The 25,207-nt window shown below is 73.2% G+C and carries 23 protein-coding genes and 1 pseudogene; 9 read left to right on the top strand and 15 right to left on the bottom strand.

Annotated features, from left to right (window positions below; translation table 11 throughout):
• The first annotated feature begins 159 nt into the window (after window positions 1–159).
• The 4 genes from ACFFF6_RS16835 to ACFFF6_RS16820 all read left to right on the top strand — a co-directional run bounded on the left by ACFFF6_RS16835 (window position 160) and on the right by ACFFF6_RS16820 (window position 2,075).
• Window positions 160–456 carry a WhiB family transcriptional regulator gene (locus ACFFF6_RS16835; RefSeq protein ID WP_376982648.1) on the top strand — a complete coding sequence of 99 codons (297 nt, stop codon included), beginning with the start codon at window positions 160–162 and terminating at the stop codon, window positions 454–456.
• Window positions 457–546: 90 nt separating this feature from the next.
• Window positions 547–717, top strand: a complete 171-nt coding sequence (sp36, locus tag ACFFF6_RS16830) for a Sp36 family protein (protein ID WP_376982647.1) — start codon at window positions 547–549, stop codon at window positions 715–717.
• Entirely contained in the window at window positions 717–1,211 is a 495-nt protein-coding gene (locus ACFFF6_RS16825; protein ID WP_376982646.1) for a RidA family protein, read from the top strand. The genes sp36 and ACFFF6_RS16825 overlap by 1 nt, the downstream gene beginning before the upstream one ends.
• Before the next feature lie 36 nt (window positions 1,212–1,247).
• Window positions 1,248–2,075 carry an MBL fold metallo-hydrolase gene (locus tag ACFFF6_RS16820; protein WP_376982645.1) on the top strand — a complete coding sequence of 276 codons (828 nt, stop codon included), beginning with the start codon at window positions 1,248–1,250 and terminating at the stop codon, window positions 2,073–2,075.
• Between the two features lie 93 nt (window positions 2,076–2,168).
• Here ACFFF6_RS16820 and ACFFF6_RS16815 read toward each other — a convergent pair whose 3' ends face one another.
• Window positions 2,169–2,846: a Crp/Fnr family transcriptional regulator gene (locus tag ACFFF6_RS16815; RefSeq protein ID WP_038373625.1), complete on the bottom strand. Its 678-nt coding sequence runs from the start codon at window positions 2,844–2,846 to the stop codon at window positions 2,169–2,171.
• Window positions 2,847–3,016: 170 nt separating this feature from the next.
• On the opposite strand from ACFFF6_RS16815, the gene ACFFF6_RS16810 reads away from it, so the two are divergent.
• From ACFFF6_RS16810 to ACFFF6_RS16795, 4 genes are all read left to right on the top strand, one after another.
• On the top strand, window positions 3,017–3,763 hold the full coding sequence (locus ACFFF6_RS16810; protein WP_376982644.1) for an endonuclease III domain-containing protein: 747 nt from the start codon (window positions 3,017–3,019) through the stop codon (window positions 3,761–3,763).
• A complete protein-coding gene (locus ACFFF6_RS16805) occupies window positions 3,760–4,518 on the top strand; it encodes an NUDIX hydrolase (RefSeq protein ID WP_376982643.1) in 759 nt (252 codons plus the stop codon). Before ACFFF6_RS16810 ends, ACFFF6_RS16805 begins: the two co-directional genes overlap by 4 nt.
• A gap of 198 nt (window positions 4,519–4,716) precedes the next feature.
• On the top strand, window positions 4,717–5,103 hold the full coding sequence (locus tag ACFFF6_RS16800; RefSeq protein WP_376982642.1) for a cold-shock protein: 387 nt from the start codon (window positions 4,717–4,719) through the stop codon (window positions 5,101–5,103).
• 4 nt (window positions 5,104–5,107) lie between these two features.
• Complete coding sequence (locus ACFFF6_RS16795) at window positions 5,108–6,022, top strand: DUF3027 domain-containing protein (RefSeq protein ID WP_376982641.1); 915 nt, start codon at window positions 5,108–5,110, stop codon at window positions 6,020–6,022.
• A 62-nt stretch (window positions 6,023–6,084) separates the two neighbouring features.
• Here ACFFF6_RS16795 and ACFFF6_RS16790 read toward each other — a convergent pair whose 3' ends face one another.
• The 9 genes from ACFFF6_RS16790 to ACFFF6_RS16750 form a co-directional block, all read right to left on the bottom strand.
• A complete protein-coding gene (locus tag ACFFF6_RS16790) occupies window positions 6,085–7,254 on the bottom strand; it encodes a DNA polymerase III subunit delta' (RefSeq protein WP_376982640.1) in 1,170 nt (389 codons plus the stop codon).
• On the bottom strand, window positions 7,251–8,024 hold the full coding sequence (gene tmk, locus ACFFF6_RS16785; protein WP_376982725.1) for a dTMP kinase: 774 nt from the start codon (window positions 8,022–8,024) through the stop codon (window positions 7,251–7,253). The genes ACFFF6_RS16790 and tmk overlap by 4 nt, the downstream gene beginning before the upstream one ends.
• Before the next feature lie 2 nt (window positions 8,025–8,026).
• Window positions 8,027–9,085 carry a Gfo/Idh/MocA family protein gene (locus ACFFF6_RS16780; protein WP_376982639.1) on the bottom strand — a complete coding sequence of 353 codons (1,059 nt, stop codon included), beginning with the start codon at window positions 9,083–9,085 and terminating at the stop codon, window positions 8,027–8,029.
• 148 nt (window positions 9,086–9,233) lie between these two features.
• Window positions 9,234–10,097, bottom strand: coding sequence for a carbohydrate ABC transporter permease (locus ACFFF6_RS16775; RefSeq protein WP_376982638.1), 864 nt, complete (start codon window positions 10,095–10,097; stop codon window positions 9,234–9,236).
• Window positions 10,094–11,248 carry a carbohydrate ABC transporter permease gene (locus ACFFF6_RS16770; RefSeq protein WP_376982637.1) on the bottom strand — a complete coding sequence of 385 codons (1,155 nt, stop codon included), beginning with the start codon at window positions 11,246–11,248 and terminating at the stop codon, window positions 10,094–10,096. Before ACFFF6_RS16770 ends, ACFFF6_RS16775 begins: the two co-directional genes overlap by 4 nt.
• On the bottom strand, window positions 11,245–12,606 hold the full coding sequence (locus ACFFF6_RS16765; protein WP_376982636.1) for an ABC transporter substrate-binding protein: 1,362 nt from the start codon (window positions 12,604–12,606) through the stop codon (window positions 11,245–11,247). The genes ACFFF6_RS16770 and ACFFF6_RS16765 overlap by 4 nt, the downstream gene beginning before the upstream one ends.
• Before the next feature lie 289 nt (window positions 12,607–12,895).
• Window positions 12,896–15,586, bottom strand: a complete 2,691-nt coding sequence (gene topA, locus ACFFF6_RS16760) for a type I DNA topoisomerase (protein ID WP_376982635.1) — start codon at window positions 15,584–15,586, stop codon at window positions 12,896–12,898.
• Between the two features lie 185 nt (window positions 15,587–15,771).
• Entirely contained in the window at window positions 15,772–16,872 is a 1,101-nt protein-coding gene (locus ACFFF6_RS16755; RefSeq protein ID WP_376982634.1) for a phosphatase PAP2 family protein, read from the bottom strand.
• Entirely contained in the window at window positions 16,869–18,461 is a 1,593-nt protein-coding gene (locus ACFFF6_RS16750) for a DUF7059 domain-containing protein (protein WP_376982633.1), read from the bottom strand. Before ACFFF6_RS16750 ends, ACFFF6_RS16755 begins: the two co-directional genes overlap by 4 nt.
• Before the next feature lie 136 nt (window positions 18,462–18,597).
• Between ACFFF6_RS16750 and ACFFF6_RS16745 the strand changes: the two genes are divergently transcribed.
• The gene (locus ACFFF6_RS16745) at window positions 18,598–20,991 is read left to right on the top strand and encodes a DNA 3'-5' helicase SftH (protein ID WP_376982632.1); all 2,394 of its coding nucleotides are present in this window, start codon (window positions 18,598–18,600) and stop codon (window positions 20,989–20,991) included.
• A 104-nt stretch (window positions 20,992–21,095) separates the two neighbouring features.
• Here ACFFF6_RS16745 and ACFFF6_RS16740 read toward each other — a convergent pair whose 3' ends face one another.
• From ACFFF6_RS16740 to ACFFF6_RS16720, 5 genes and pseudogenes are all read right to left on the bottom strand, one after another.
• Window positions 21,096–22,031: an Rv3654c family TadE-like protein gene (locus tag ACFFF6_RS16740; protein WP_376982631.1), complete on the bottom strand. Its 936-nt coding sequence runs from the start codon at window positions 22,029–22,031 to the stop codon at window positions 21,096–21,098.
• Window positions 22,028–22,393 carry a DUF4244 domain-containing protein gene (locus ACFFF6_RS16735; protein ID WP_376982630.1) on the bottom strand — a complete coding sequence of 122 codons (366 nt, stop codon included), beginning with the start codon at window positions 22,391–22,393 and terminating at the stop codon, window positions 22,028–22,030. The genes ACFFF6_RS16740 and ACFFF6_RS16735 overlap by 4 nt, the downstream gene beginning before the upstream one ends.
• 147 nt (window positions 22,394–22,540) lie before the next feature.
• Window positions 22,541–23,659 (bottom strand): type II secretion system F family protein, encoded by a 1,119-nt coding sequence (locus ACFFF6_RS16730; protein ID WP_376982629.1) that lies wholly within the window; start codon window positions 23,657–23,659, stop codon window positions 22,541–22,543.
• Window positions 23,656–24,828, bottom strand: coding sequence for a TadA family conjugal transfer-associated ATPase (locus ACFFF6_RS16725; protein ID WP_376982628.1), 1,173 nt, complete (start codon window positions 24,826–24,828; stop codon window positions 23,656–23,658). The genes ACFFF6_RS16730 and ACFFF6_RS16725 overlap by 4 nt, the downstream gene beginning before the upstream one ends.
• Window positions 24,816–25,207, bottom strand: a pseudogene (locus ACFFF6_RS16720) (CpaE-like family protein); the annotation flags it as partial. The gene ACFFF6_RS16725 and the pseudogene ACFFF6_RS16720, both read right to left, overlap by 13 nt.

Here is a 25,207-nt window from a genome sequence, read left to right as displayed (position 1 = left end):
GCGGCGCCTGCGGGCATCCTGTGGCGGCTCTGCGCGGAGCCTGGGAGCCGGGGTCCGCGGAGGGACGAAACGGTGCATTTTGCTTGTTCGTCGGAAAAACCTACTATGGGCCTCCACGAGTCGACGAAGATTCGAAAGGGGACACCTGTGACCACCAGCATGACGGGAAGCTCAGTCGCCGAACGCGAGGGATGGGCCGCACGCGGATCGTGCGCCGGCCAGGACCCGGACGGCTTCTTCGTACAGGGAGCCGACCAGCAGAAGGTCAAGGTCACCTGTATGAGCTGCCCGGTCCGGACCCTGTGCCTGGCCGACGCCCTCGACAACAGGGTCGAGTTCGGCGTGTGGGGAGGCATGACCGAGCGCGAGCGCCGCCGACTGCTGCGGCAGCACCCCGGGATCCACGACTGGTACGGCGTCCTCACCCGTATCCAGGAGCGCGCGGCGGGGGAATGAGCCGCCCGTCCGAACCGTCCGGGGCATCGGCCCGGGGACGGCGGCGCGGACGAGACCCATCGGCGTGACCTGGGCCGGTAGGCTCTGGGCATGACCGATCGCACCCTCTGGGAATACCTCACCGTCCCCCTCCTGATCCACGCCACCAAGCAGATCCTGGACAACTACGGCTCCGAAGGCTGGGAGCTCGTCCAGGTCGTCCCGGGGCCCAACCCCGAGTCGCTCGTCGCCTACCTCAAGCGTCCGCTGGAGCAGGGCTGATGTCCGCCGCGCCGCAGCCGGGGACGGTCCTGGGCCGCCTCGAGGAGCTGGGCCTCGCGCTCCCGCCCGTGGCCGCTCCGGTCGCCAGCTACGTGCCTGCCGTGGTCGCGGGCGACCTCGTGCACACCTCCGGGCAGCTGCCGATGATCTCGGGCTCCCTGCCCGCCACCGGCAAGGTCGGGGCGGAGATCAGCGCCGCGCAGGCGCAGGACCTCGCCCGTATCGCCTGCCTGAACGCGCTCGCCGCCGTGGCCGCGCAGATCGGCGACCTCGACCGGATCACCCGGATCGTCAAGCTCACCGGCTACGTCGCCTCAGACCCCGGCTTCACCGGCCAGCCCGCCGTGATCAACGGCGCCAGCGACCTGCTCGGGGCCCTGTTCGGCGAGGCGGGCGCCCATGCCCGCAGCGCGGTCGGCGTCTGCGTGCTGCCCCTGGACGCCCCCGTCGAGCTGGACCTCGTGGTCGAGTTCGCCGCCGCCGCGGAGGCCTGACGTGCGGCAGGGCACGGTGCTGAGCGAGGAGCGGGGATGAGCGACGAGGATCTGCGTCGCGATCCGGATGCCGAGAGCGTCGAGGTGGTCTCGCGCCGCGCGCCCAATCCGGGGCCGATGACCCTCACGGGCACCAACTCCTACGTCCTGCGCGACGGCGGGCAGAGCTGGGTCGTCGACCCCGGGCCGCGCGACCCCGCGCACCTGGCCTCCCTCATCCGCCTCGCGATGGGGGAGGGCCAGCAGGTGCTCGGCGTCCTCGTCACCCACCGGCACGGGGACCACAGCGACGGCGCCGGCACCCTGCGGCGCCAGCTCGAGGCCCGCAGCGGCCGCCCCGTGAAGCTGTGGGCGGCAGATCCCTCCTCCGTGCCCGGTGCGCACATCCCGCCGACGGAGCTGCACGGCGACTCGGGCCTGGTCGCCGACGTCATCGCCGTGCCCGGCCACACCGCGGACTCGGTCGCCCTGCTCGTCGAGGGCGGGCGCCTGCTCACCGGCGACACGGTCCTCGGCGGCTCCTCGACGGTGATCGCCCCGCCCGACGGCAGCCTCACCGCGTACCTGCAGTCCCTCGCGATCCTGCGGGCCATGGCCCTGGACGGCCGGATCTCGAGCCTCCATCCGGGCCATGGCGAGCCCGTGGACTCGCCCACCGAGGTGATCGCCGTGCTCGAGGAGGCGATCGCCCACCGCGAGCAGCGCATCGCCCAGGTGCGCGCCGCCCGCGCCGCCGGGGTGCTCACCCTGGACCGGCTCATCCGGGAGGTCTACGGTGCCGGTCTCGAGGGGAAGCTGCGTGAGGCCGCGAGCTGGAATCTGCGCGCCACGCTCGAGCACATCTCCGCCGTGGACGGACGCTGAGCGCACACCCCGGACGCAGGAACGGGCGGCTCCCCACCAGGGAGCCGCCCGTTCCCGACCAGCCGTCCGAAGACGGCACGGGGATCCGGAGGATCAGCGGGAGCGACGGCGCAGGCGCTCGACGTCCTGCAGCAGGACGGCGCGGGCCTCGAGCCGGATCCAGCCGCGGGAGGCGAAGTCCGCGAGCGCCTTGTTCACGGTCTCGCGGGAGGCGCCGACCAGCTGCGCCAGCTCCTCCTGCGTGAGGCCGTGCGCGACCATGACGCCGTCATCGGTCTGTCGGCCGAAGCGCTGCGCGAGGTCGAGCAGGTTCTTGGCGACGCGGCCGGGCACGTCGGCGAAGACGAGATCGGCCAGGGACTCGTTGGTCTTGCGCAGGCGACGGGCGAGGCTCGCCAGGAGGTGGCGGGCGACCTCGGGACGCTGCGCGAGGACGCGGTACAGGTCCTGCTGCGTGAGGGAGTAGAGGGTCGTCTCCGCGACCGCGGTCGCGGTCGCGTTGCGCGGAGCCGGGTCGAAGAGGGACAGCTCGCCGAGGGTCTCGCCCGGGCCGAGGACGGCCAGCAGGTTCTCGCGGCCGTCGCCCGAGGCGTGACCCACCTTGACCTTGCCGGTGCCGATGATGAAGAGACGGTCGCCCGGCTCGCCCTCTCGGAAGATCACGGCGCTGCGATGGAAATCCTCCTGCGTCATCGACGCGAGGACTGCCTGCTTGCCGTTGTCGTCGAGTGCGGCGAACAGCGGTGACGAACGAACGATGTTCTCGTCCACGGAACCTCCTGGATACTGGGTCCCCTGGATGCGGGACCAACGATGTCAACTCCCATTGTGACGGAAAGAGCCGCCCGGTGCGTGGTTGCGGTCACAGCTCGCGCGTCGTCGGGACCCGATGATGCTACACATCGTGGGCACGGACCTGTGCCCGCACCGGAAGGAGAGACGTGCCCGCCCCTGCTCCGGCACCCCGCCGAAGGACGCCGACGGGATCGGCTCCCGCCTCCCGGCCTCCCGCGGACCCGGCCCGGGTCGATGCGCTGCTGCGCGCCCACCATATCGAGGCGCGCACCGAGCTCGACCATGCCGACGCCTTCGAGCTGCTCGTCGCGACCGTCCTGTCCGCGCAGACCACGGACGCCCGGGTCAACGCGGTCACCCCGGAGCTCTTCTTGCGATGGCCCGGCCCGGACGCTCTCGCGGGCGCCGATCCCGACCAGGTCGAGGCGGTGGTGCGGCCCCTCGGGATGGGCCGCACCCGCGCCCGGCGGATCATCGGCCTCGCCGCGGGGCTCCGGGACCGCCACGGCGGCGACGTCCCCGACGATCAGGAGGCGCTCGAGGCGCTGCCCGGGGTGGGACGCAAGACGGCGCACGTGCTGCGGGGCGCCTGGTTCGGGCACAGCGCGCTCGCCGTGGACACGCACGTCGGGAGGCTCTCCCGGCGGCTGGGCTGGACGGAGCGGACCGATCCGCGGCACGTCGAGGACGACGTGGTCGCGCGGGTGCGGGAGGCGGAGGAGCGGACCGGACGGAGCATCGACCTGACCCTGCTGTCGCTGCGCATGATCCTGCACGGACGACGCGTGTGCACCGCCCGGGCGCCCCGCTGCGCGGACTGCGCGATCGCGCCGATCTGCCCCTCCGCCCCCGCCGACGCCGCGGGAGGTCCTGCGGCGGGAGGGGCGGCATGAGCGTCCTCGAGCCCCGGGACGCGTCCGGGATCCCCGCGTTCCTGCGGCCGCTCGCTGCGCAGGCTCTCCTCGGCGGCACGGAGCTCGTCGACCTGGGCGGGCGCCCGCGAGGCGGCACCGCGGAGGAGGCCCGGGCGCCGCGGCGCGGCGCGGTGCTCCTGCTCGTCACCGGGCGCCGCCTCGAGCACGCCCGCATCGTCGTCGAGGAGCGGGCTCATACCCTGCGCTCCCAGCCGGGCCAGTTCTCCCTGCCGGGCGGCGGGGTGGAGCCGCAGGACGCCGATGACGCCGCCGCCGCGCTGCGCGAGGCCCAGGAGGAGGTGGGCCTCGACCCCGCCGCCGTGCAGGTTCTGGGCGCCTTCGCCCCGATCGTCATGCCGTGGCGCGCCTACGAGGTGCGGCCGGTCCTCGCCTGGGCCCCGGAGGACCCGGGTCTGCATGCCGCCGATCCGGGCGAGGTCGCACGGGTGGTGTGGGCGCCGCTGCACGGCGCCGGCTCCCTGAGCGATCCCGCGGTCCGCCGCACGGGTCTGCTCGACGGGCGGGACGTCGGGACCGCCTACGACCTCGCCGACGACGCCTTCGTCTGGGGATTCACCGCGTACCTCCTCGAAGCGGTCCTGCGTCGCCTGATGCCCGTCCCCGGCGAGCAGGACCAGCCGCGGATGGAGGTTCCGGCGCTCCGACGCATGGAGGGCTCGACGCGTCCGCACGGGCGCCACCCCGGGCGGGATCGGCATGGCCGGATCTCCTGATCGCGTCGATCCCCGTGCGACCGGACGGCCTGCGCGGGAGCACGGCGTGAGCGGGGCCACCTCCGCCGGTGCGGGTCGTCCGCGACACGGGAGCACGGGGTAGACTGACGGGCCGCGGGGCGGCTGCGCGCCGCCCGCGCCCCAGGGCCGTCCGGTCCGGGAGAGCACCCACACGAACCAGCAAGGGACGGGATCCGCGTGCCACGTGGCAAGGTGAAGTTCTACGACGCCGAGAAGGGCTTCGGCTTCGTCCTCGACGAGGACAGCGGCGAGAGCGTCTACGTGCACGCCTCGACGCTCCCCGACGGCGTGACCACCCTGCGCCCGGGCGCCAAGGTCGACTTCGACGTCGCCGACGGCCGCCGCGGCCCGCAGGTCCTGTCGCTGCGTCTGCTCGAGCCGGCTCCGTCCATCTCGCGGGCCCGCCGCACCAAGCCCGAGGAGATGGCAGGGATCGTCGAGGACCTGATCCGTCTGCTCGACGACGCCTCCAACGGCCTGCGCCACGGCCGCTACCCCGACAAGGGGCACTCCCAGAAGATCGCGACCGTGCTCCGCGCCGTCGCCGACGATTTCGAGGCCTGAGCCCATGACCGCTGCGACCGCCTCCTCCACGAGCCGCCCGGCACGCACCCGGACCGCGAAGCCGAAGCTCGACGCGATCGCCGCCGCGGCCGTCGACCTCGCCCGCGAGGTGCTCGAGGAGGTCGCCGAGCCCGGTCAGGTCGGGGAGCATCTGCGCTCGGTCGCCGTCGGCGACCGGATGGTCGATCAGGTGTTCGCCTGCGAGATGCCGGGGTATCGGGGCTGGTCGTGGCATGTGACCGTCGTGCGCGCCTCGCGCGCGAAGGTCGCGACGGTCGCAGAGACCGCGCTGCTGCCCGGCGAGGATGCGCTGCTCGCCCCTGACTGGGAGCCGTGGTCCGAGCGGCTGCGGCCCTCCGACGTCGGCGCCGACGACCTGCTCCCGTACCGCGAGCAGGACGCGCGTCTCGAGTTCGGCTACGAGCAGACCGGCGACGAGGACGCCGACCGGCTGGCGCAGTGGGAGCTGGGGCTGGGCCGCGTGCGCGTGCTCTCCCCGGAGGGGCGCTCCGAGGCCGCCGAGCGCTGGAGCGCCGGCGAGTTCGGACCCCGGGAGATCTCCGCCCGCGGACGTCGCGGCACCGTCACCGCGAGCTGCGCCAGCTGCGGCTTCGTCTCGCTCCTGGCCGGCTCGCTGCGCGGCGAGTTCGGGATCTGCACGAACGAGTGGTCCCCGGCGGACGGCCGCGTCGTCCACCTCCGGTACGGCTGCGGCTCACATTCGGAGACGGGCCAGGAGGAGGCGGGCAGCGAGTTCCCGGTCTCCGACGGCGTCGTCGTCGATGAGCTGCGCGTCGAGTACGACACGAGCCCCATCGCCCAGGATGAGGCCGTGCCCGCCGCCGAGGTCCCCGCGGATGCCGCCGAGGTCCCCGGGGACGGGGCGGCGTCCGAGCAGACGCCCTCCGAGGAGGGCTGAGCCGGCTCGGCCTTCGTCGGCCGCGTTGAGCAGCCGGGTCCGTGCGGGAGCCGCCGGCGAGATCAGCGCAGCGTGACGGCTGCGCGGCTCAGGAGGGCCTCGACGGCCAGCAGGGGCGGGACGTTCCCGGCGATCCGCGCCCGGGTGCGCTGGACGGCGTCCAGGAGCGCGAGGGTCGCACGGGCGTCTGCGGCCTGCGCCGCCTCGTGCAGCTCCTCCTCGACGCCCGGGTTGACCAGGTCGCTTCCCGTGGCGAGCTGCAGGGTCAGCACATCGCGCAGGACCGAGTGGGCATCCAGCAGGTACCGGTCGAGCACATCGCGCACGAGCCGCGTCTGGCGGCGCTTGGCGTCATCCTCGAGCTGCTTGACCTGGCTGCGCAGCGCGGGCGGGATCTTTCCGTCGTCGATGCCGGCGGAGCGCAGGAAGCGGGCCCGCTCCTGGGCCGCGACCTCGTCGGCATGTTCCTTCGCCTCCGCCGTCGCCCGCTCGACGAGCGCTGCCGCGGCGAGCACCGCCTCCCCGGTCGAGCGCAGTCCCAGCAGCGCCCGGGCCGCGTCCTCGCGTGCGGCGAGGGCTCCCGGCTGGGTCGCGTAGCGCAGGGCGAGCCCGATGTGCCCCTGGGCGGCGCGGGCCGCACGGGCGGCGACCTCCGGATCGACGCCGTCGCGCCGCACGAGCAGGTCCGCGACCACGTCCGCCGCAGGTATCGTGAGCGTGAGCACCCGGCAGCGGGAGCGGATCGTCGGCGCGAGATCCTGCGGCGACGGTGCGCACAGCATCCACACGGTCGCCGGTGGGGGCTCCTCGATCGACTTCAGCAGGACGTTGAAGGTCCCGGCGCTCATCCGGTCGGCGTCCTCGATGATGAGCACACGATGCCGCCCGGTGGCCGGGGCGCGATGCGCGGTCTGGATGAGCCCGCGCACCTCCTCCTTCGAGATCGACAGCTTGTCGGTCGCCACCACCGTCACGTCGGGATGGGTGCCCGCGAGGGTCGTGCGGCAGGCCTGGCAGGAGCCGCAGCCCTGGCCGGACTCGCATTGCAGGGTCGCGGCGAAGGCCCGCGCGGCTGTCGAGCGGCCCGAGCCGGGCGGTCCTGCGATCAGCCAGGCCTGCGCGAGGGAGCCGTGCGGGGAGGCTGCGCGCCGGAACTCCGCGACCGCGGAGTGCTGCCCGACGACGTCGGCCCAGACGCCCGGAGCGGCAGGGGCCGCGGTCGTGGCGCTCACTGCTCGTCCCGATGCCGCGGCGGCGGCACGGGCTCGAAGGTCGGGTCGAAGCGGGCGAGCTCCGGGGCGATCGCGGCGAGCACCCGGGAGTGGATCTCCTCGCGCGGCAGGCTGCCGTCGATCACGACGAAGCGCTCGGGCTCGTGCTCGGCCAGCTCGAGGAAGGAGCGGCGGACCTCCTCGTGGAACTCCAGCCCCTCCTGCTCGAGCCGGTCCAGCGACCCGGCTTCGCGACGCTCGCCGAGAGACTCGGGCGGCAGGTCCAGCAGGATGGTCCGGTCCGGGAGCAGACCGCTGGTCGCCCACAGGTTCAGGGCCGTGATCTGCTCGCCGTCGAGGGCTCGTCCCGTGCCCTGGTACGCGACGGAGGAATCGAGGTAGCGGTCGCTCAGCACGAGGCCCCCGCGGGCCAGGTGCGGCCGCACGACCGTGGCGATGTGGTGGGCGCGGTCCGCCGCATACAGCAGGGCTTCCGCTCTTTCGTCGACGTGGTCGCCGTGCAGGACCAGCTGCCGGATCCGCGAGCCGAGCTCGGTGCCGCCCGGCTCCCGGGTCACCAGGACCAGGTCCTCGTCCACGGTGCGCTCCGCGACGAGGTACTGCTGGAGCAGGGAGATCTGGGTCGTCTTGCCCGCACCGTCCCCGCCCTCGAAGGAGATGAACAGTCCGCGCCGCGGCGCATGGGGGATGGGGACCTTCAGACGAGGGACGGGCTCCAGCCCTCGCGGCTCGACCGGGAGGGTCTCGAGGTCCTTGGCGCTGATGGGCATGGTCATGCGTGCGCCTCCCCGGGGAAGACGACGCCCAGAGCGGCGCGCGCCTGATCGAGGGAGCGCATGACGGAGATCGTGTCCGCCCAGGTCATGAGCGGGGACTCGCGCAGACCGGCGGCGATGCAGCGAGCCGCCTCCGCTGCTTCGAAGACCAGCCCGTCACCGGGAACGCCCGGGTGGGAGAAGCGCGCGCAGCGGCCGTCGCGCAGCTCGACGCGCAGCTCGCCGGGGGCGAAGAAGGCGGAGGACAGGCGGACCCTTCCCAGCGTCCCCGTCACCGAGGCCTCGATCGGCGTGAGACCGCGCAGCGTCGTCGACAGGGTCGCATAGCCGCCGCGGGCGCCGCGCGCGACCATGGCCACGCTCGCGTCCACGCCGAGGGAGGTCTGCTCGCCGATGGCCGCGAGGTCCTGCAGGTCGCCGAGCACGAGCTGGGCGAAGCTGACCGGGTACACCCCGAGGTCCAGCAGCGCGCCGCCGCCCAGCTCCGGGGCGTGCAGCCGATGGGACGGGTCCTCGGGGAAGGCCTGGCCGTGGTCCGCCTGCACCATGACGACGTCGCCGATGATGCCCGAGGCCAGGACCTGGCGCAGCACATCGAACTGCGGCAGGAAGCGCGCCCACAGCGCCTCCATGAGGAACAGGCCGCGCTCGCGGGCGAGGCCTACGAGATCCTCCGCCTCGGCGGCGTTCAGGGTGAAGGCCTTCTCCAGCAGCACGGGCACGTCCGCCTCGAGGGCCTGCCGCGCCATGGCATGGTGCTGCGCCATGGGGGAGGCGATGTAGACGGCGTCGAGGCCGCCCGCGGCGAGCATCGCGCCGAGGTCGTCGTAGGCGGCGTCGATCCCGTGCTTCCGGGCGAAGTCCTGAGCGCGCTGCGCGGAGCGCGACGTCACGGCCACCACCCGCGAGGCCGTGGCCCGGTGGACGGTCGCCGTGAACTGGTCGGCGATGTGTCCGGGGGAGACGACGCCCCATCGCAGCGGCGGCGCGGACGCGGGGTCGGGGACCTGGGACGGGGGCAGCTCGAGGACGCTCTCGTCGGCTCGGGAAGTCATGGAACCAATCTATCGGGTGCGCCGGACGGATGAGGCCCGCCGGGCGTCCGCTGTGGACGACCGGCGGGCCCCGCCGGGAGCGGCTCCCACGCCGCGGGCAGCGCTCTGGTTCCGCGCCTCGCGGAGCCACGGGCCGCCAAGCGCCTCCTCAGCCCTTGACCGAGCCGGCGGTCATGCCGCGCACCAGGAAGCGCTGCAGGCTGAAGAAGACGATCATCGGGATGATCATCGAGAGGAACGCGCCGGCCGTGAGGAGCTCCGCGCCCTGCCCCTGCGTGCCGAGCATCTGCTGGAGGTCCACGATGATGGTGCGGTTCGCTCCGCCGCCCAGGAACAGCTTGGCGATCAGCAGGTCGTTCCACACCCACAGGAACTGCAGCGTCGCGAAGGCGGCGATCGCCGGGGAGGACATCGGGGCGACCAGACGCCAGAACGTCTGGAAGTGGCTCGCGCCGTCGATCTTCGCGCTCTCGATGACGGAGGTCGGGAGCGTGGCCATGTAGTTGCGCAGCGTGTAGATCGCCAGCGGCATGCCGAATCCGCTGTGGAGCAGCCAGACCGCCACGAACTGGCCGTTCAGCCCCAGCCCCCGGGGGCCGAAGAGGTCCAGCAGCGGCTGGAACGCCACCTGGATAGGCACGACCATGAGCGCGACGATGAGGATGAACAAGACATCCTTGCCGGGGAATCTCATGAACGTGAAGGCATACGCCGCGTAGGCGGCGAGCATGATCGGCAGCACCGTCCCGGGAACGGCGACGATCACCGAGTTCAGGAGCGTGTCGCCCATCGAGGTGCCGGCGAACAGCCGCGTGTAGTTCTCGACCGTCCAGCCTCCGCCGAGGGGATCGGTGAACATCCTCCACCAGCCGGACGTCGCCGCGTCCTCGCGGCTGCGGAACGAGGTCACGAGAAGACCGATCGTCGGCACGGTCCAGAGCACGCCGAGCACGATCATCGTGAGGATCGCCGTGAGCGAGCGGGGACGTCCGTCCTTCATCGTGCCCATCATCGGTTCGCCTCCTGCTTCCGGAAGGCCCGGACCTGGTAGATCAGGATCGGGGTGACGAGGATCAGCAGCACCACGACGATCGCCGAGGCCTGGCCCGCCTGCTGCGCGACGAACAGCCGGTCGAAGAAGAGGTTCGCGATCACGTCGGTGTTGTTGCGACCGTTGGTCATGACGTAGACGATGTCGAACACCTTCAGCACCAGGATCAGCACTGTGATGAAGACCGCCAGCAGCGTCGGCATGACCTGGGGGAAGATGATCTGCCAGAAGATCCGTGTCTCCCCCGCCCCGTCCATGCGGCCCGCCTCGACCGTGTCCTCGGGCACGCCCTTGATGGCCGAGCTCACGAGCACCATGGCGAAGCCGGCCTGCAGCCAGACGAGGATGACCATGAGCAGTAGGGTGTTCAGCCGGGCGGTGTCGATCTGCATCCAGGGCTGCGGGTCGCCGCCGAGCGCGACGACGAACGCGTTGAGCATCCCGGTCTGGGTGCCGCTCGCGTCCTGGTAGGCGTACACCAGGCCCCAGATGGTCGCGGCGCCCACGAAGCTGATCGACATCGGCAGGAAGATGAGTGACTTGGCGACCTTCTCCCCGGAGGGGGAGAGCTTGTCCGCGAGCACCGCGACCGTGAGGCCCAGGGCGACCGTGACGAGCGGGACGATCAGGATCCACAGGAAGTTGTTCAACAGGGCCTGCCAGAACGCCCCGGTGCCGAACACCGTCTGATAGTTCTCGAGCCCCACCCAGGCGGTCGAGTCCGCGTTCGCGAACGAGTAGACGACGGTCTGGACTGTCGGGTACACGAGCATGACCCCGAGCAGCGAGAGCGCGGGGAGCAGGAAGGCGTAGGGGATGAGCCCCTCGCTCATCCGGGACGGCAGCCCCTCGATCGCGATGTTGAGGAAGCGGAAGATCACGATCGCGCCGCCGATGCCGACCACGAGGCTCAGCACGCCGATGAGGACCTTGCTGCCCAGGAACCACTGCGGGTAGTACGCGAAGGCGAGGAAGATGTTGCACACCAGCCACACGGATACGACGAGGCCGACGCCTCCGACCAGCAGCCGGAGCGGGCGCGCCGGGCTGCCTCCTCGGCGTCGCTCCTCGGGCGGCGACGCGGAGGCGGCGCTCTGCGCTGCGGAGGTCATGACTCCTCGTCCCCGGACGCGGGCCAGCTCGCCTCGATCTCGTCGCAGACCTGCTGGGAGGTCTTCTCGTCCGCGATCCACGACATCATCCCCTCCCAGAAGGTGCCGCCGCCGACGCTCACGGGCATCAGATCCGAGCCGTCGTAGCGGAACACCTGGGCATCGGCGGCGATGGTCGCGACCCGGCGGGTCGTCTCGTCGGCGTACAGGGATGCGTCGAAGGTGCGATGCGGGCTGAGCCAGCCGCCCGCCGCCGCCCATTCCGCTCCGAACTGGTCCGAGGTCAGGAACTTCATGACCTCGACGGTGTCGTCGTTGAGGTTCATGAGCGCGGCGAGATCGCCGCCGCCCAGGATCGGCTGACCTTCGAATCCGCCCTCCCAGGTGGGCATGGCCATGACACCGACCTCCTCGTCCATGTTCGCGAGGATGTCCGCGGGCAGGAACCCGGTGACGAAGTTGCCCTGCCGCACGAGCATCGCCCGTGCGGGGTCCTCGAACAGCGGCAGGGGCGCCTCGGAGAACGGCGTGTTCACGATCGTCGCCGCCCCGCCGAGCACGTTGCCCTCGGTCTTCAGCAGGTCGCCGAGGATATCGAACACCTCGACGACCTCGGGGGCGTTGAAGGGGATCCGGTGGGCGACCCAGTCGTCGTACACGTCGGGGCCGTGCACGCGGAGCATGAACTCCTCGATCCAGTCGGTGCCCACCCAGCCCGAGGCGGGATCCGCGTTCCAGCCGTCGGACCACGGCGCGATGCCTCCGGCCTTGATCTGATCGGTGACCTGGTACAGCTCCTGCATCGTCGCCGGCTGCTCGGGATACCCGGCGGCCTCGTACGCCTTCTTCGGGTACCAGATCATCGACTTGCACGCCATGCGCATCGGAGCGGCGTACACCCGCCCGTTGAGCCGGGCGGAGTCCAGGAAGCCCGGGATCAGCGTCGAGTTGACCGCGTCGAAGTCGAGATACACGTCGATCGGGACGACCACGCCCTGCCCCACGATGTCGAACAGGGTGCCGGGCTGCGGGAACAGGCCGATGTCCGGGATGTCGCCGGAGCCGACGCGCTGCCGGACGGTCGTGCTGAAGTCGTTGTCGGAGGTGTAGTCGATGGTGATCCCGGTGCGTTCGGTGAAGCCTGCGAGGCTCGCCTCGAAGCCCTCGCGCTCCTGTCCTCCGAAGGCGCCGAAGATGGAGACCGTGCCCGTTCCCGGGGACTGACCCGGCGAGTAGGTCTCGACCCCGCCGATCCTGGAGTCGGACGAGTTCGGGTTCTGCAGGCAGCCGGTGAGGCCGGCCGCGGCCGCGGCGGCAGCACCCGCCAGGACCGTGCGCCTGCCCGGACGTCGAATCATGGTCACTCCTTCGTGGGCGGTCTGTGTGCCAGACCACACTGTAAGCGGATTCTCGTGGCCGTGGCACGGGAGAGGCCAGGGAGGAGCGAGCTGTGCCCGCATGGTGACCCAGATGCCCGCTTCCGACCGATGCAACGCTGGAACCGACGGATACCGGTCAGCGCCCGGCAGGGGTGGTCGCGAGCAGCGGACACCTGACGAGGAGATGACGAGGCCCGGCCTCCCCGCAGGGAGACCGGGCCGGTGCCGCCGTCGGTCCCGCCTCGCGCCGGTGCGCGGCGCGGTGGCGTCACTTCTTCGCGGTCGTCGTCTTCTTCCGCGTCGTCGTCGCCCGCTTGGCGGCGGGCTTCTTGGCCGGGCCCTTCGCACGCTTCTCCGCGAGGCGCTCGACGGCCACCTCATGGCTCAGCGTCTCGAGGGAGTCGTCCTTGCGCAGCGTCACGTTCGTGGTGCCGTCGGTGATGTACGGGCCGAAACGGCCGTCCTTGACGACGATCGGCTTCTCGCTCGTGGGATCCGTGCCCAGCTCCTTGAGCGGCGGCTTCGCAGCGGCGCGGCCCCGGGTCTTGGGCTGGGCGTAGATCGCCTCCGCCTGCTCGAGGGTGATGGTGAACATCTGCTCCTCGGACTCGAGAGAGCGGGAGTCGGTGCCCTTCTTGAGGTACGGGCCGTAGCGGCCGTTCTGCGCCGTGATCTCGGTGCCGTCCTCGGTCGTCCCCACCACGCGCGGCAGGCTCAGCAGCTTCAGCGCGTCCTCGATGCCGACGGTCGCGAGATCCATCGACTTCAGCAGGCTCGCGGTGCGGGGCTTCGGGCGCTTGGACTTCGGGGTCTTGTCCTCGGGGTCCTCCGGGAGGACCTCGGTGACATAGGGGCCGAAGCGGCCGTCCTTGGCGATGATGTCGTGACCGGTCGCCGGGTCGGTGCCGAGCACGCGGCCGTCGTCCTTCTGCCGCTCCAGCATCTCGGTCGCCAGCTCGACGGTCAGCTCGTCCGGGGCGATGTCGTCGCCCACCGAGGCGCGCTGCGGATCCGCGCCCTCGATCAGGTTCCCGTCCTCGTCCCGTGCAGCCCGCTCGACATAGGCGCCGTAGCGGCCCACCCGCAGGGTGATGCCCTCGCCGATCGGGATCGAGTTGATCTCCCGAGCGTCGATGTCCCCCTGCGACTCGACCATCGGGCGCAGGCCGATGGGCCCGTCACCGCCCTCGGCGGTGTAGAAGTCGCGCAGGTAGTCGCGACGGTCCAGCTCGCCGCGGGCCATCAGGTCCAGCTGCTGCTCCATCTGGGCCGTGAAGTCGTAGTCGATGAAGGTGCCGAAATGCTCCTCGAGCAGGCGCACCACCGCGAAGGCGGTCCAGCTGGGGACGAGGGCGCTGCCGCGGCGCAGCACGTAGCCGCGGTCCTGGATCGTCGTCACCGTGGAGGCGTAGGTCGAGGGGCGGCCGATGCCGCGCTCCTCGAGGGCACGCACGAGCGAGGCCTCCGTGTAGCGGGGCGGCGGGGTCGTGGTGTGGCCGTCCGGGACCAGCTCGCGCACGTCGAGCTGCTGCCCCTCGGTCATCTGCGGCAGGCGCTTGTCGCCGTCCGCATCGTCGTAGCGGCTCGCATCGCGGCCCTCCTCGTAGGCGGCGAGGAAGCCGCGGAAGGTGATCACGGTGCCGGCGGCGCGGAACGTCGCCGCGCGCCCGGAGCCCTCGACGGCGAGCTCGACCGTGGAGGTCGTGCCCTTCGCATCGGCCATCTGCGAGGCGATGGTGCGCTTCCAGATCAGCTCGTAGAGGCGGAACTCGTCACCGGAGAGACGGCCCGCGACCTCCGCGGGGGTCCGGAAGTGGTCACCCGCGGGCCGGATCGCCTCATGCGCCTCCTGCGCTCCCTGGGACTTGGTCTGGTAGTGGCGGGGCTTCTCCGGCACGAACTCGGAGCCGTACAGCTCCGCGGCCTGGGCGCGGGAGGCGCGGATCGCCTCACCGGACAGGGCCACGGAGTCCGTACGCATGTAGGTGATGTAGCCGTTCTCGTACAGGCCCTGGGCGACCCGCATCGCCTGGCGCGCGCCCAGGCGCAGCTTGCGCGAGGCCTCCTGCTGCAGCGAGGAGGTCGTGAACGGCGCGGCCGGACGGCGGGTGTACGGCTTCGACTCGAGGGACGTGACCGTCGCGGGGGAGCCCTCGAGGGCGGAGACCAGCTCGCGCGAGCCCGCCTCGGTCAGCACGACTGCGTTCTTCGCGCGGGTCTTCAGCGTCCCGTCGTCCTCGAAGTCCGAGCCGGTGGCGACGCGGGAGCCGTCGGCCGTGGTGATCCTGGCGGTGAAGGCGGCCGAGCCGGCATCGGCCGCGAAGGTTCCGGTCACGTCCCAGTAGTCGGCGGCGACGAAGGCCATCCGCTCGCGCTCGCGCTGGACCACCAGACGGGTGGCGACGGACTGCACGCGGCCCGCGGACAGCGAGGGGCGGATCTTGCGCCACAGCACGGGGGACAGCTCGAAGCCGACCAGGCGGTCGAGGATGCGACGGGTCTCCTGGGCGTCGACCAGATGGGTGTCGAGCTCGCGCGTGTTCGTCAGCGCCTGCTGGATCGCGTCCTTGGTGATCTCGTGGAAGACCATGCGGTGCACCGGCAGGGTCTTCTTCGGCTTGAGGGTCTCCAGGAGATGCCAGGCGATCGCCTCGCCCTCGCGGTCCTCATCGGTGGCGAGGTAGAGGGCGTCGGCATCCTTCAGGAGCTTCTTGAGCTCGGCGACCTTCTTCTTCTTGTCCGGAGAGACGATGTAGTACGGCTCGAAGCCGTCCTCGACGTTCACGCCGAACTTGCCGAAGGGGCCCTTCTTCATCTCCGCGGGCAGATCACGGGGCACCGGGATGTCCCGGATATGGCCCACCGACGCCTCCACGACGAAGTCATCCCCGAGATACCGCCCGATGGTCTTCGCCTTCGCGGGGGACTCGACGATCACCAGATGCCGTGCGCCAGTCACGATCACACTTCCTTCCAGGGGCAGACCCCGCGGCCGCAGATTGCGGATGATCCGCATGGTCCCAGGGGTGTCGGGGTCGATCGCCCCGGCGATCCATCACGGTACACGGTCGCAACCGGTGCTCGATGCGCGGTGTGATCGGCGCGAAGTCGGAGGCGGCGGCACGGCGACCGTGCACCGGGAGGTCACCGCGGGCCATGCTCCACCCGCAGAGCCAGCACCACGGCGACCACGGCGCTCGTGCCGCCGAGGATCGCGAGGATCGCGGCGGCGTAGGCGAGACCCTGGTGCGCCGTGTCCTCGAGCTGCAGGGGAGTAGGCAGGCCGGCGCCGAGCAGGGCGGCGCCGGCGAGGGAGACGAGGGCGACGGCCAGCAGCACGACCATCCCGGCGGTGCCCGAACGGCTCGGGACGCCGGCGGAGCCCCTGCCGCGCCCGGCCGCGGGGAGCTCCGGGGGCGCGCCGATCCCGGCCGCCGCGGCCGCGGAGTCCACGAGCACGATGAGGAACGTCCATGCTCCGACGACCATGACCGCGCCGACGACGTCGCTGGGCCGATGCCAGCCCGCCGCGATCGTCCCCACCCCGGCGGCGACCGTCCACGCCGTCGCCAGGCACGCGGTGAGGCTGCGGATCCGGGAGGGGACGGCGAGCACGATCGCGACCGCCGCCGCGGCCGCGAAGGTCGTGTGCCCGGAGGGGAAGGAGTTCGGGGTGATCGCCAGGCCGTCGGCGAGGTTCTCCCGGTCGATGAGACCGTGCTTGACCACCTGCGTGGTCACGTTCGCCCCGATCGCCATGACGGCCAGCTGCACCATGAGCCCGACCCGGCGCCGTGCGAGGCACAGCACGGCCGACGTCGCGAGGATCGCGATGATGACCGGGACCGTCACGGTCGAGATCGCCGGCAGCACGAGCCGGGCGACGAAGGACGTGTCCGCCTGCGCCGCCATGAGGATGAGCTCGTCCAGGCGCTGGCCGCGGCCGGTGCCGACCGCCTGCTGCTCGAGCATCCACGCTCCGGCGACGCAGACCGCGGCGGCGAGCCCCGCGAGCACGGCCCGTACGGCGAAGCCTGCGCGCCGCGGAGGGACCGGCAGCGGCGGATCCTCGGGCGGCGGGGGACCCGGGCGGCCCGCCGGGGCGGCGAGGGGGGCGGTCGGCGCCGTCACCTCCTCGGGCGCGGTCGGGGACGGCGCAGGGGAGACGGAGACCGGGACGGCGGCGGGAGGGTCCTGCGGGGCGGGCCGGACGGCGCGGCGGTGACGGAACGAGGACGCGTTCACAGCTGCAGCACCCCCTGACGCACCAGCTCGCGCAGACGCGGCACCTCCTCGGCACGGACCTCCGCGGGATCCGCGTCGGTGAGCGCGCAGACGGCGGCGATGATCTGCTCGAGGCTGAGGGTGCCGTCACAGGCGCCGACGGTCGCGGCGAGGCTTGTCGAGACCGGCACCGCACGTGCCAGTCCGCCGCCCTGGACCAGCTCGATCAGCATCGGATCCCACTCGCCGGGCGTCAGGTGGCGCCGCTCGACGACATCCGCGGCACGCGAAGGACGCAGCGCCAGGAAGGACGCGTCGTCCATTGCCTCCAGCTGCTCGAGCGCATCCAGGCTCGCGCGCAGATGCTCGGCGAGGGTTCCGCTGCCGGTGCCGGTCTCCTCCTCGGCGACCAGGCGGCCGGCGGCCGGGCGCTCCGGCCGGCGCAGCATGAGGTAGCCGAAGCCGATGCCCTCGACGTCCCGGGACGCGAAGTCCTCGAGCCAGCGCGTGATCATCGGCTCCCATGCCGCATCGCGCGGGGTGACTCCGCCGTCGCGCGCCCAGGTCGCGGCGTACTCCGCCGGATCGGTGCGCTCGCGCTGGATCACCCAGGCGTGCAAGCCCTGCTCCCGCGCGGGAGCGGTCCAGATGCGCGGATGCGCCTCCCAGCCCTCCTCGGGGCTGATCTCCCAGTTGCCGAGCATCACCGCGGTCCCGCCCGGGCGCAGATGCGCGGGCAGGTCCCGCAGGAGGGCCGCGAGCAGGGTGTCGCCGTCGCGGCCGCCGTCGCGGTATGTGAACGTCTCCGCCTCGGCGGGGGAGGCCTCGGCAGAGGCTTCCCCGCGGGGGCCGGGGCGCGGGGCGCCGGTGCGCGGGGTGATGACGAAGGGCGGGTTGGAGACGATCAGGTCGAAGTCCTCGCCGGCGACCGGCTCGAGCAGGGAGCCCTCCCGCAGCTCGATCTCGATCCCGTTCAGGGCTGCGGTGAAGGCGGCGAAGGCGAGGGCCCGCGCCGACACGTCCGTGGCGACGACGCGGCGGGCATGACGGCTCGCATGGAGGGCCTGGATGCCGCCGCCGCAACCCAGGTCCAGGACGCTGTCCACGCCGACCCGCGGGGTCAGCCGCGCCAGGGTCAGCGAGGCCCCGCCCACGCCGAGGACATGCTCGGGGTGCAGGGGTGCGCCGGTCGCGAGCTCCGACAGGTCCGAGGCGATCCACCAGCGGATCTCCCCGAGGTCGTCGGTCGCCGAGTACGGGGAGAGATCCACGAGCGCGCGGACCGCGCCTCCGGGCCGCGCGGCCTCGAGCAGCCCGAGCTGCGCCGCGCCGTCGACGCCCAGATGCGGCAGGGCGGCGGCGACCTCTGCCTCGGAGTGATGCCCGCCCAGGGTGAGCAGCGAGTACAGGACGGCGCACGGATCCGTGGCTCCGGCCAGCGCCCTCCGCGCCGGGGCCGGGTCCTCGCGCTGCAGAGCCCGAGCCGCGACGGGTCCGAGAAGCTGCTCGATGCGCGGCACCGTGTAGTCCGCCGCGAGGAGGTCCGCGCGCAGCGCGGGCAGGAGATGCGGCAGGGCGCGCGGCGCCGGGGGGAGGAGTCGTGCTGGCATGGCTACGATTGTGCCCCAGCGGCTCCGGGCGATCGGTGGAGCACCTGTGAGGGAACCGGGTGGGCCTGCGGTCGTGCCCGGGCAGCCCGGCAGCCGGCGAAGGTCTCGCCGACCAGGACCAGTGCGAGGAGGGCCGGTGCGTCCAGGCAGGGCCCATGATCTGCTGCGCGATCTCTCGCAGCCCCCCACACGTCGTGGCTGCATCACCCACGTCGAGGACCTCCCTCGACGTGAGGGGCGCACCGGACGGTTCCCCGAGTGGACGGATCCGCGCCTGCTCGAGCACCTCGCGGACCGGGGCATCACCGCGCCGTGGATCCACCAGGAGCAGGCGGCACGGCTGGCCCATGTGGGGCGGAACGTCGTCCTGTCCACCGCCACCGCGTCCGGCAAGTCCCTCGCCTATCTGCTGCCCGCCCTCACCGCGATCGGCGAGCGCTCCCTCGACCCGGCGGCGCGCCGCGCCACCGTGCTGTACCTCTCGCCGACCAAGGCCCTCGCCGCCGACCAGATGACGAACATCGTCTCCCTCGCCGACGGGGCCGGGATCCGTGATGCCCGCGTCGCGGTCTTCGACGGGGACACGCCCACGGAGATGCGCCGCTGGATCCGGCGGCATGGCTCCTTCGTGCTCACCAACCCGGACATGCTGCACTTCGGGATCCTGCCCGGGCACGAGCAGTGGGCGCACTTCTTCCGGGCGCTGCGGTACGTCGTGATCGACGAGTGCCACAGCTACCGCGGCGTGTTCGGCTCCCACGTCGCGCTCGTCCTGCGGCGCCTGCGCCGCGTGGCCGCCCATTACCGTGCGGACCCCACGTTCATCCTCGCCTCCGCGACGACCGCGAACCCCGAGCTGTCGGCCTCCCGGCTCATCGGCGCCGAGGTCGAGGCGGTGACCGAGGACGGATCCCCCCGGGCCGGGCTCACCTTCGGACTGTGGGAGCCGGGCACGAGGACGCCCGGCGCCGCGCCGGAGGAGCCCGAGGACGAGGAGGGCGCCCAGGAGCACACGCTGCGCCGCTCGGCGACCTCCGAGGCCGCGGCGCTGCTGGCCGATCTCGTCGCCCGGGACGTCCAGACCCTCGTGTTCGCCCGCTCGCGCCGCGGCGCGGAGCTCGTCTCCGACGGTGCGCGGCGGCTGCTGGGCGAGCAGGCGCAGCAGCGGTCGTCCGCAGCGCTCGCCGACCGGTCCGGGCGCATCGCCGCCTACCGCGGCGGCTACCTCGCCTCGGAGCGGAGGGACCTCGAGGAGGCGCTGCGCTCGGGGCGGCTGCGCGCCCTCGCCTCCACCAACGCGCTCGAGCTGGGGATCGACATCGCCGGCCTCGACGCGGTGATGATCGCCGGCTGGCCCGGCACCCGTGCCTCGGTCTGGCAGCAGGCGGGTCGGGTCGGGCGGCGCCAGGACGGCGACGGCGGAGCGCTGGCCCTGTTCGTCGCGCGGGAGGACCCGCTGGACACGTATGTCGTCCATCACCCGGAGGCCCTGTTCGGGGCGCCCGTCGAGGCCGCTGTCTTCGACCCGGCGAACCCGTACGTCATGACCCCGCACCTGTGCGCGGCCGCTGCCGAGCTGCCGATCCGTGAGGGCACCGAGGAGGTGTTCGGCCCCACGGCCCGAGAGCTGCTGCTGACCCTGTCCCAGCGCGGCGTGCTGCGCCACCGCGCCTCCGGCTGGTACTGGACGATGGCCGAGAGCGCCCACGACCTCACGGACCTGCGCGGGAGCGGCGGCGAGCCTGTGCGCATCGTCGACGCGGGCAGCGGCGTGCTGCTGGGCACGGTCGATGCGGCGAGCGCGCACACCCAGGTCCACGACGGCGCCGTCTATCTCCATCAAGGCCGCTCCTTCGTCGTGGACCACCTCGACACGGAGCGGGCCGTCGCCTTCGTCCACCGCGAGGATCCGCTGCACTCGACGCATCCGCAGTCCACGTCGAGCATCCGGGTGCGCCAGGTCGAGGAGCAGGTGGCCTGGGCGGACGGGGTCACCCTGTGCTTCGGCGTCGTCGACGTCACCGACCATGTCACCGGCTACCAGGTCCGGGACGTGTTCACCCAGGCCGTCCTGGGCCAGCATCCCCTGGACCTGCCGCCCCGGACCCTCACCACGCGGGGCGTGTGGTGGGTGATCCCGCGGGAGCTGACCGATGAGCAGGCCGAGCTCCCTGGAGAGGAGCTGCCCGGGGCGTTGCACGCCGCCGAGCATGCGGCCATCTCGATGCTGCCGCTGCTGGCGACCTGCGACCGCTGGGACATCGGCGGCGTGTCCACCGCGATGCACGAGGACACGGGCGAGCCGACGATCTTCGTGTACGACGGCGCCCCGGGCGGAGCGGGCTTCGCCCGGCGCGGCTTCGAGGACGCCGCTGCCTGGCTGCGCGCGACCGCGGACATGATCGCGCAGTGCAGCTGCCTCTCCGGATGCCCGGCCTGCGTCGTGTCCCCGAAGTGCGGCAACGGCAACGAGCCCCTCAGCAAGGCGGGCGCCTCCCACCTCCTGGGCCTGCTGCGCCCGGCGGCATAGGAGCGCCGGGGGCGACCCGGACCGCCGACCGCCCGGGGTGCAGCGAGGGCTCTGATCCGCAGCCTGGCCCCTGCGAGGGGTCGGGCTCCCGCAGAGCTCCCCGTTCACGGCCCTGCACCCGGCGGCGCGGGCCCGGATCCCCGCGGCACGGTCGATGTCGCCTCCTGCAGAGGCGCGGGGCCCGCGCGGGCACGGCCGACGATCTGCGGCAGACTCCCCGCCTCCGTCCCGGCCGTGACGACCACGTCCAGACCCTCGACCATGCAGGAGACGAGGACGGCATCGTTGCGCCGCGCGACCTCCGCGGCCACGGTGCACGGATCGCCGGTGCCGGCGGTGAGCGCATCGGCCGCACCGAGCGCCGCGAGATCCGCGGCCGTGTCCGCCCGGGCCTGCGCGCAGAGCCCCAGACCCAGCAGGGACACGGCGCCGATCACCGTGACCGCCATGCCGATCCAGGCCGTCACCGCCGCGGGCGCGGACCCCTCCTGCCCGCGGCGGTGCGGGCGGCGGGGCGGCGGGCGATCGCCTGTTCGCGGTCCCCGGCCGGTCCGCGTGCGTCGCGGTCGGGCGATTCCCGGGCGCCTCCCATGGACGGCGAGCAGCAGCGGGAGCCCCGCCCCCTGCACGGCGGGGCGGTCCGGACCCAGCAGCTGCGGCTCGAGCCGAGCCTCGGCGTCGGCGTGCAGAGTCCATGTCGCCCCGCCGAGCAGACCGCCGGGTCCGTGAAGGGTGCGGTGCGCCTCGACCCGCACCCAGGTGCCGTCCCCGGCGACGGACACCTCGGTGCCTGAGCCGCCCGTGCGCACCGCCGTCTCCCGCGCGGCCGCGCTGCTCTCTCCGCGAGCCAGCTCCCGGGCCGCCGCGCGCGCGGCACCCTCGAGACGCAGCTGCAACGACAGCCCTGCCCCGGCCACGGCGATCACCATCATCAGTGCGACGATGATGGGCAGCACCACCGCGGTCTCCGCGGTGGCGGCGCCCCGGTCCTCCCGCAGCTGGGAGGACCGGGGCGGGGAGCCGGGGGAGCGGCCGGTCACCGTCCCAGGGACAGGGCCGTGGTGATGATGGACATCAGCAGCTCACGGACCTCTCCCGACTTCAGCAGCACGACCAGCACGGCGGCGAAACCGCAGGCCGCGAGTACGGTGATGGCGTACTCGGCGGTCGAGGCCCCGGTCTCGTCGGCCAGCGCGTCCGAGAGCCACGGCTCCTCGATCTCCGTGAGCGCGGCCGAGACATCGGCCGGTCCGGGCGGACCCTCGGGGATCGGGGCGAGCGTGCAGGACAGCTCGTCGGCGACCGGGATCGGCGCGCACCGCGCCGGGGGCCGGGCGAGAGCGAGGCCGCCTGCCACGGGATGCGCGGGGACGGGACCGGTGGGGGTGAGGATGGCGGACATGGGGTTCTCCTTCTTCAGGGGGCGGCCGGAGCCGCGGGATGATGCGTCCGTTCGGACGCGGGCCCGGAGTGTTCCGGGGGTCGGAGGTCGGGAGCGGGGCGGAGCCCGAGCCTGGCAGGGCCGAGGACCCGCTCTCCGGTGGCAGGGTCAGGGGGCGGCCAGCAGCGTCCCTCCCTCGAAGGCACCGCCCAGCAGGGAGCTGAGCGTCGGGATGATGCCGAGGACGACGAAGGCCGGAAGCAGCGTCAGACCGGTCGGCAGGACCAGCCGCACGGCCAGGCGGGCGGCCGCGGCCTCCGCCCCGCGGGCGAGCATGCGGCGGGCATCGGCGGCGGAGGAGCGCAGGATCGAGGCGAGATCCGCTCCCGAGCCCTGGGCGAGCATCGCCGCCTCCCGCAGCGGCGCGAGCTCGGGACCCAGATCGCGGGATGCGGCCTCTGCGCGCACGCCGGCACCGAGCGCGGAGGCGAAGGCCTGGAGACGCTCGCCGGCCTCCGAGGGGCTGATCGCCTCGCCGACGGCGTCGGCCGCGCCTGCCAGGGGGATCCCGGCGACCAGCGGACCGGCGATCAGCTCGAGCACCACGGAGCTGTCCACTCCCGGACGGCGCGGGCCCGTCGCGAGCCGCAGCAGACGGCGCATCCACCACCAGCCGGCGAGCGTGAGGGACACTCCGAGGAGCAGCAGCACCCGTCCTGACCCGGTCCCCAGCAGCACCCCGAGGGGATCCACGCCGATCAGGATCCCCAGGCCGATCCCGGCCGCCGGCAGCGCCAGCAGGATGCGGGCGGTGCTGCGAGGGCCCGCGAAGGCGGAGCCGCGGGCGAGCTGCGCATCATGGAGGTCACGGAGGGCCTGGGCGAGGCTCAGCAGCACCGGGGCCGCAGGGGCACCCGTGCGTGCACACACCGCGAGCGCGGCCTGCAGGGACGCCAGCTCGCCGGTGCGCCGCAGCGCGGGACCGGCCGCAGCTGCCGGGGAGGCGCCCGCCGCGAGACGGGAGCAGAAGTCCGCGAGCTCTCCCGCGGGCAGGGACATGGCCACGCTCGACCAGGCGGAGCGCAGCGTCACCCCGCTGCCCAGCACCGAGGCGAGCCGCTCGATCATGTGCGCCACCTCGAGCGCCTGCGGACGCTCGGGCGCGTTCCTCCGGTCACGGGCGGGACCGTGTCCCGGGGCGGCCGCCGGGGCCGCCGGAGGAGCGGCGGCGGACACCCAGACCAGCAGCGCGATCAGGGATGCGCACACGAGCGGGAGGAGCATCATCGCCGTGCCCTCCTCGACCCTCGGCCCGCCGGCGACGCGGACAGGCCCAGCCGGGACGCCAGCTCATCCCACGCCGGACCGGCCACGGGCTCGCCGCCGCGCAGATCCAGCGCCGAGGTCGTGGCCAGCTCTCCGTCCCGGCCGCGATGCAGCACGGCCACCTGCTCGAGGCGGCGCACCCGGCCGGCACGCCCCAGATGGATCACGACGTCGAGCGCGCTCGCCGCCTGGGAGGCGAGGGCCCGGGGATCCAGTCCGCCGAGCGCGCCCAGGGACTCGAGGCGGGCCGGGACGTCCGCGGCGGTGTTCGCATGCAGGGTCCCGCAGCCACCCTCATGCCCGGTGTTCAGGGCCTGCAGGAGCTCGCGGACCTCCGCCCCGCGGCATTCGCCGAGCACGATCCGGTCCGGGCGCATCCGCAGGCACTGCCGGACGAGGACCGAAAGGTCCACCGCCCCGGCACCCTCCGCATTGGGGTGGCGGGACTGGAGGCCCACCGCATGCGGGTGGTCGACGTCCAGCTCCTGGGCGTCCTCGACGATCACGATCCGCTCATGGCGCGGGACCCGGGCCAGCATCGCCGCGAGCACGGTCGACTTCCCCGTCCCGGTCCCGCCGGAGACGACGAAGGCGAGCCGCGAGGCGACCACCGCCTCGAGGACCTCCCGGCCCAGCGGTCCGAACGTGCCGGCTCGGGAGAGGGCGTCCAGGTCGAAGCCGTGGCGTGCCGGCAGCCGCAGGGACAGGAGGGTCGCCCCGGTCGAGAGAGGCGGCAGCACCGCGTGCAGCCGCGCTCCGTCGGGGAGATGCGCGTCCACGTAGGGGACGGCGTCGTCCAGGCGCCGCCCGCCGACGGTCGCGAGCCGCACCGCCAGCTCGCGCGCCTGCTCCGGTGCGAGGGCGAGATCGCTGCGCTCGAGGCCCTCGCCGGTATCGACCCAGACGCTTCCGTCCCCGTTGACGAGGATGTCGGTCACGGTCGGTGTGAGCAGCTCCTGCAGCGGCCCCAGCCCGAGCAGGTGATCGCGCAGGTGGGAAGTCGTGCGCAGAAGCTCGGCGGCGCCCACGACCTGCCCCGCCTCGCGCAGCAGTCGGGCGATGCGCGGCACGTCCACGGGGCCCGGGACGCGGACGAGGTCGTCGCGGACCAGGTCGATCAGCTCCTCCATGACGCCTGCCCCCAGTCCTGTGCGAGGCGCGCGCACAGGTGGTCGGCCCCGCGCCGGCGCACGTCCAGCAGCGGCACCGTGCCCGGGGCGCTGTCGCGGAACGTCCCGGCCAGCGGGAGCCCCAGCTGCGCGGCGACATCCGCTGCCGCGAGCGGTCCGCGCCGCCGCACGACCACCGCGGCCCGGTCCCGCGCCCCGCCCCATGCCTCGAGGCGCCGCTGGGCGGCTCGCAGCGCATGCTCGGTCGCCGGAAGGACCACGAGCAGGCGGTCCAGATGCGGCAGGGCGGCCGGCACGTGCCCCGGGGCGAGGTCGGCGACGACGACGCCGTCCAGCGGGGCGAGGGCCCCGGGCGCGGCGGCCGCCCGCTCCGGTGGCG

Origin of the sequence: Brachybacterium hainanense, assembly GCF_042434575.1 — a bacterium.
GTDB lineage: Bacteria > Actinomycetota > Actinomycetes > Actinomycetales > Dermabacteraceae > Brachybacterium > Brachybacterium hainanense.
This window is presented reverse-complemented; position numbering and strand designations above follow the sequence as displayed.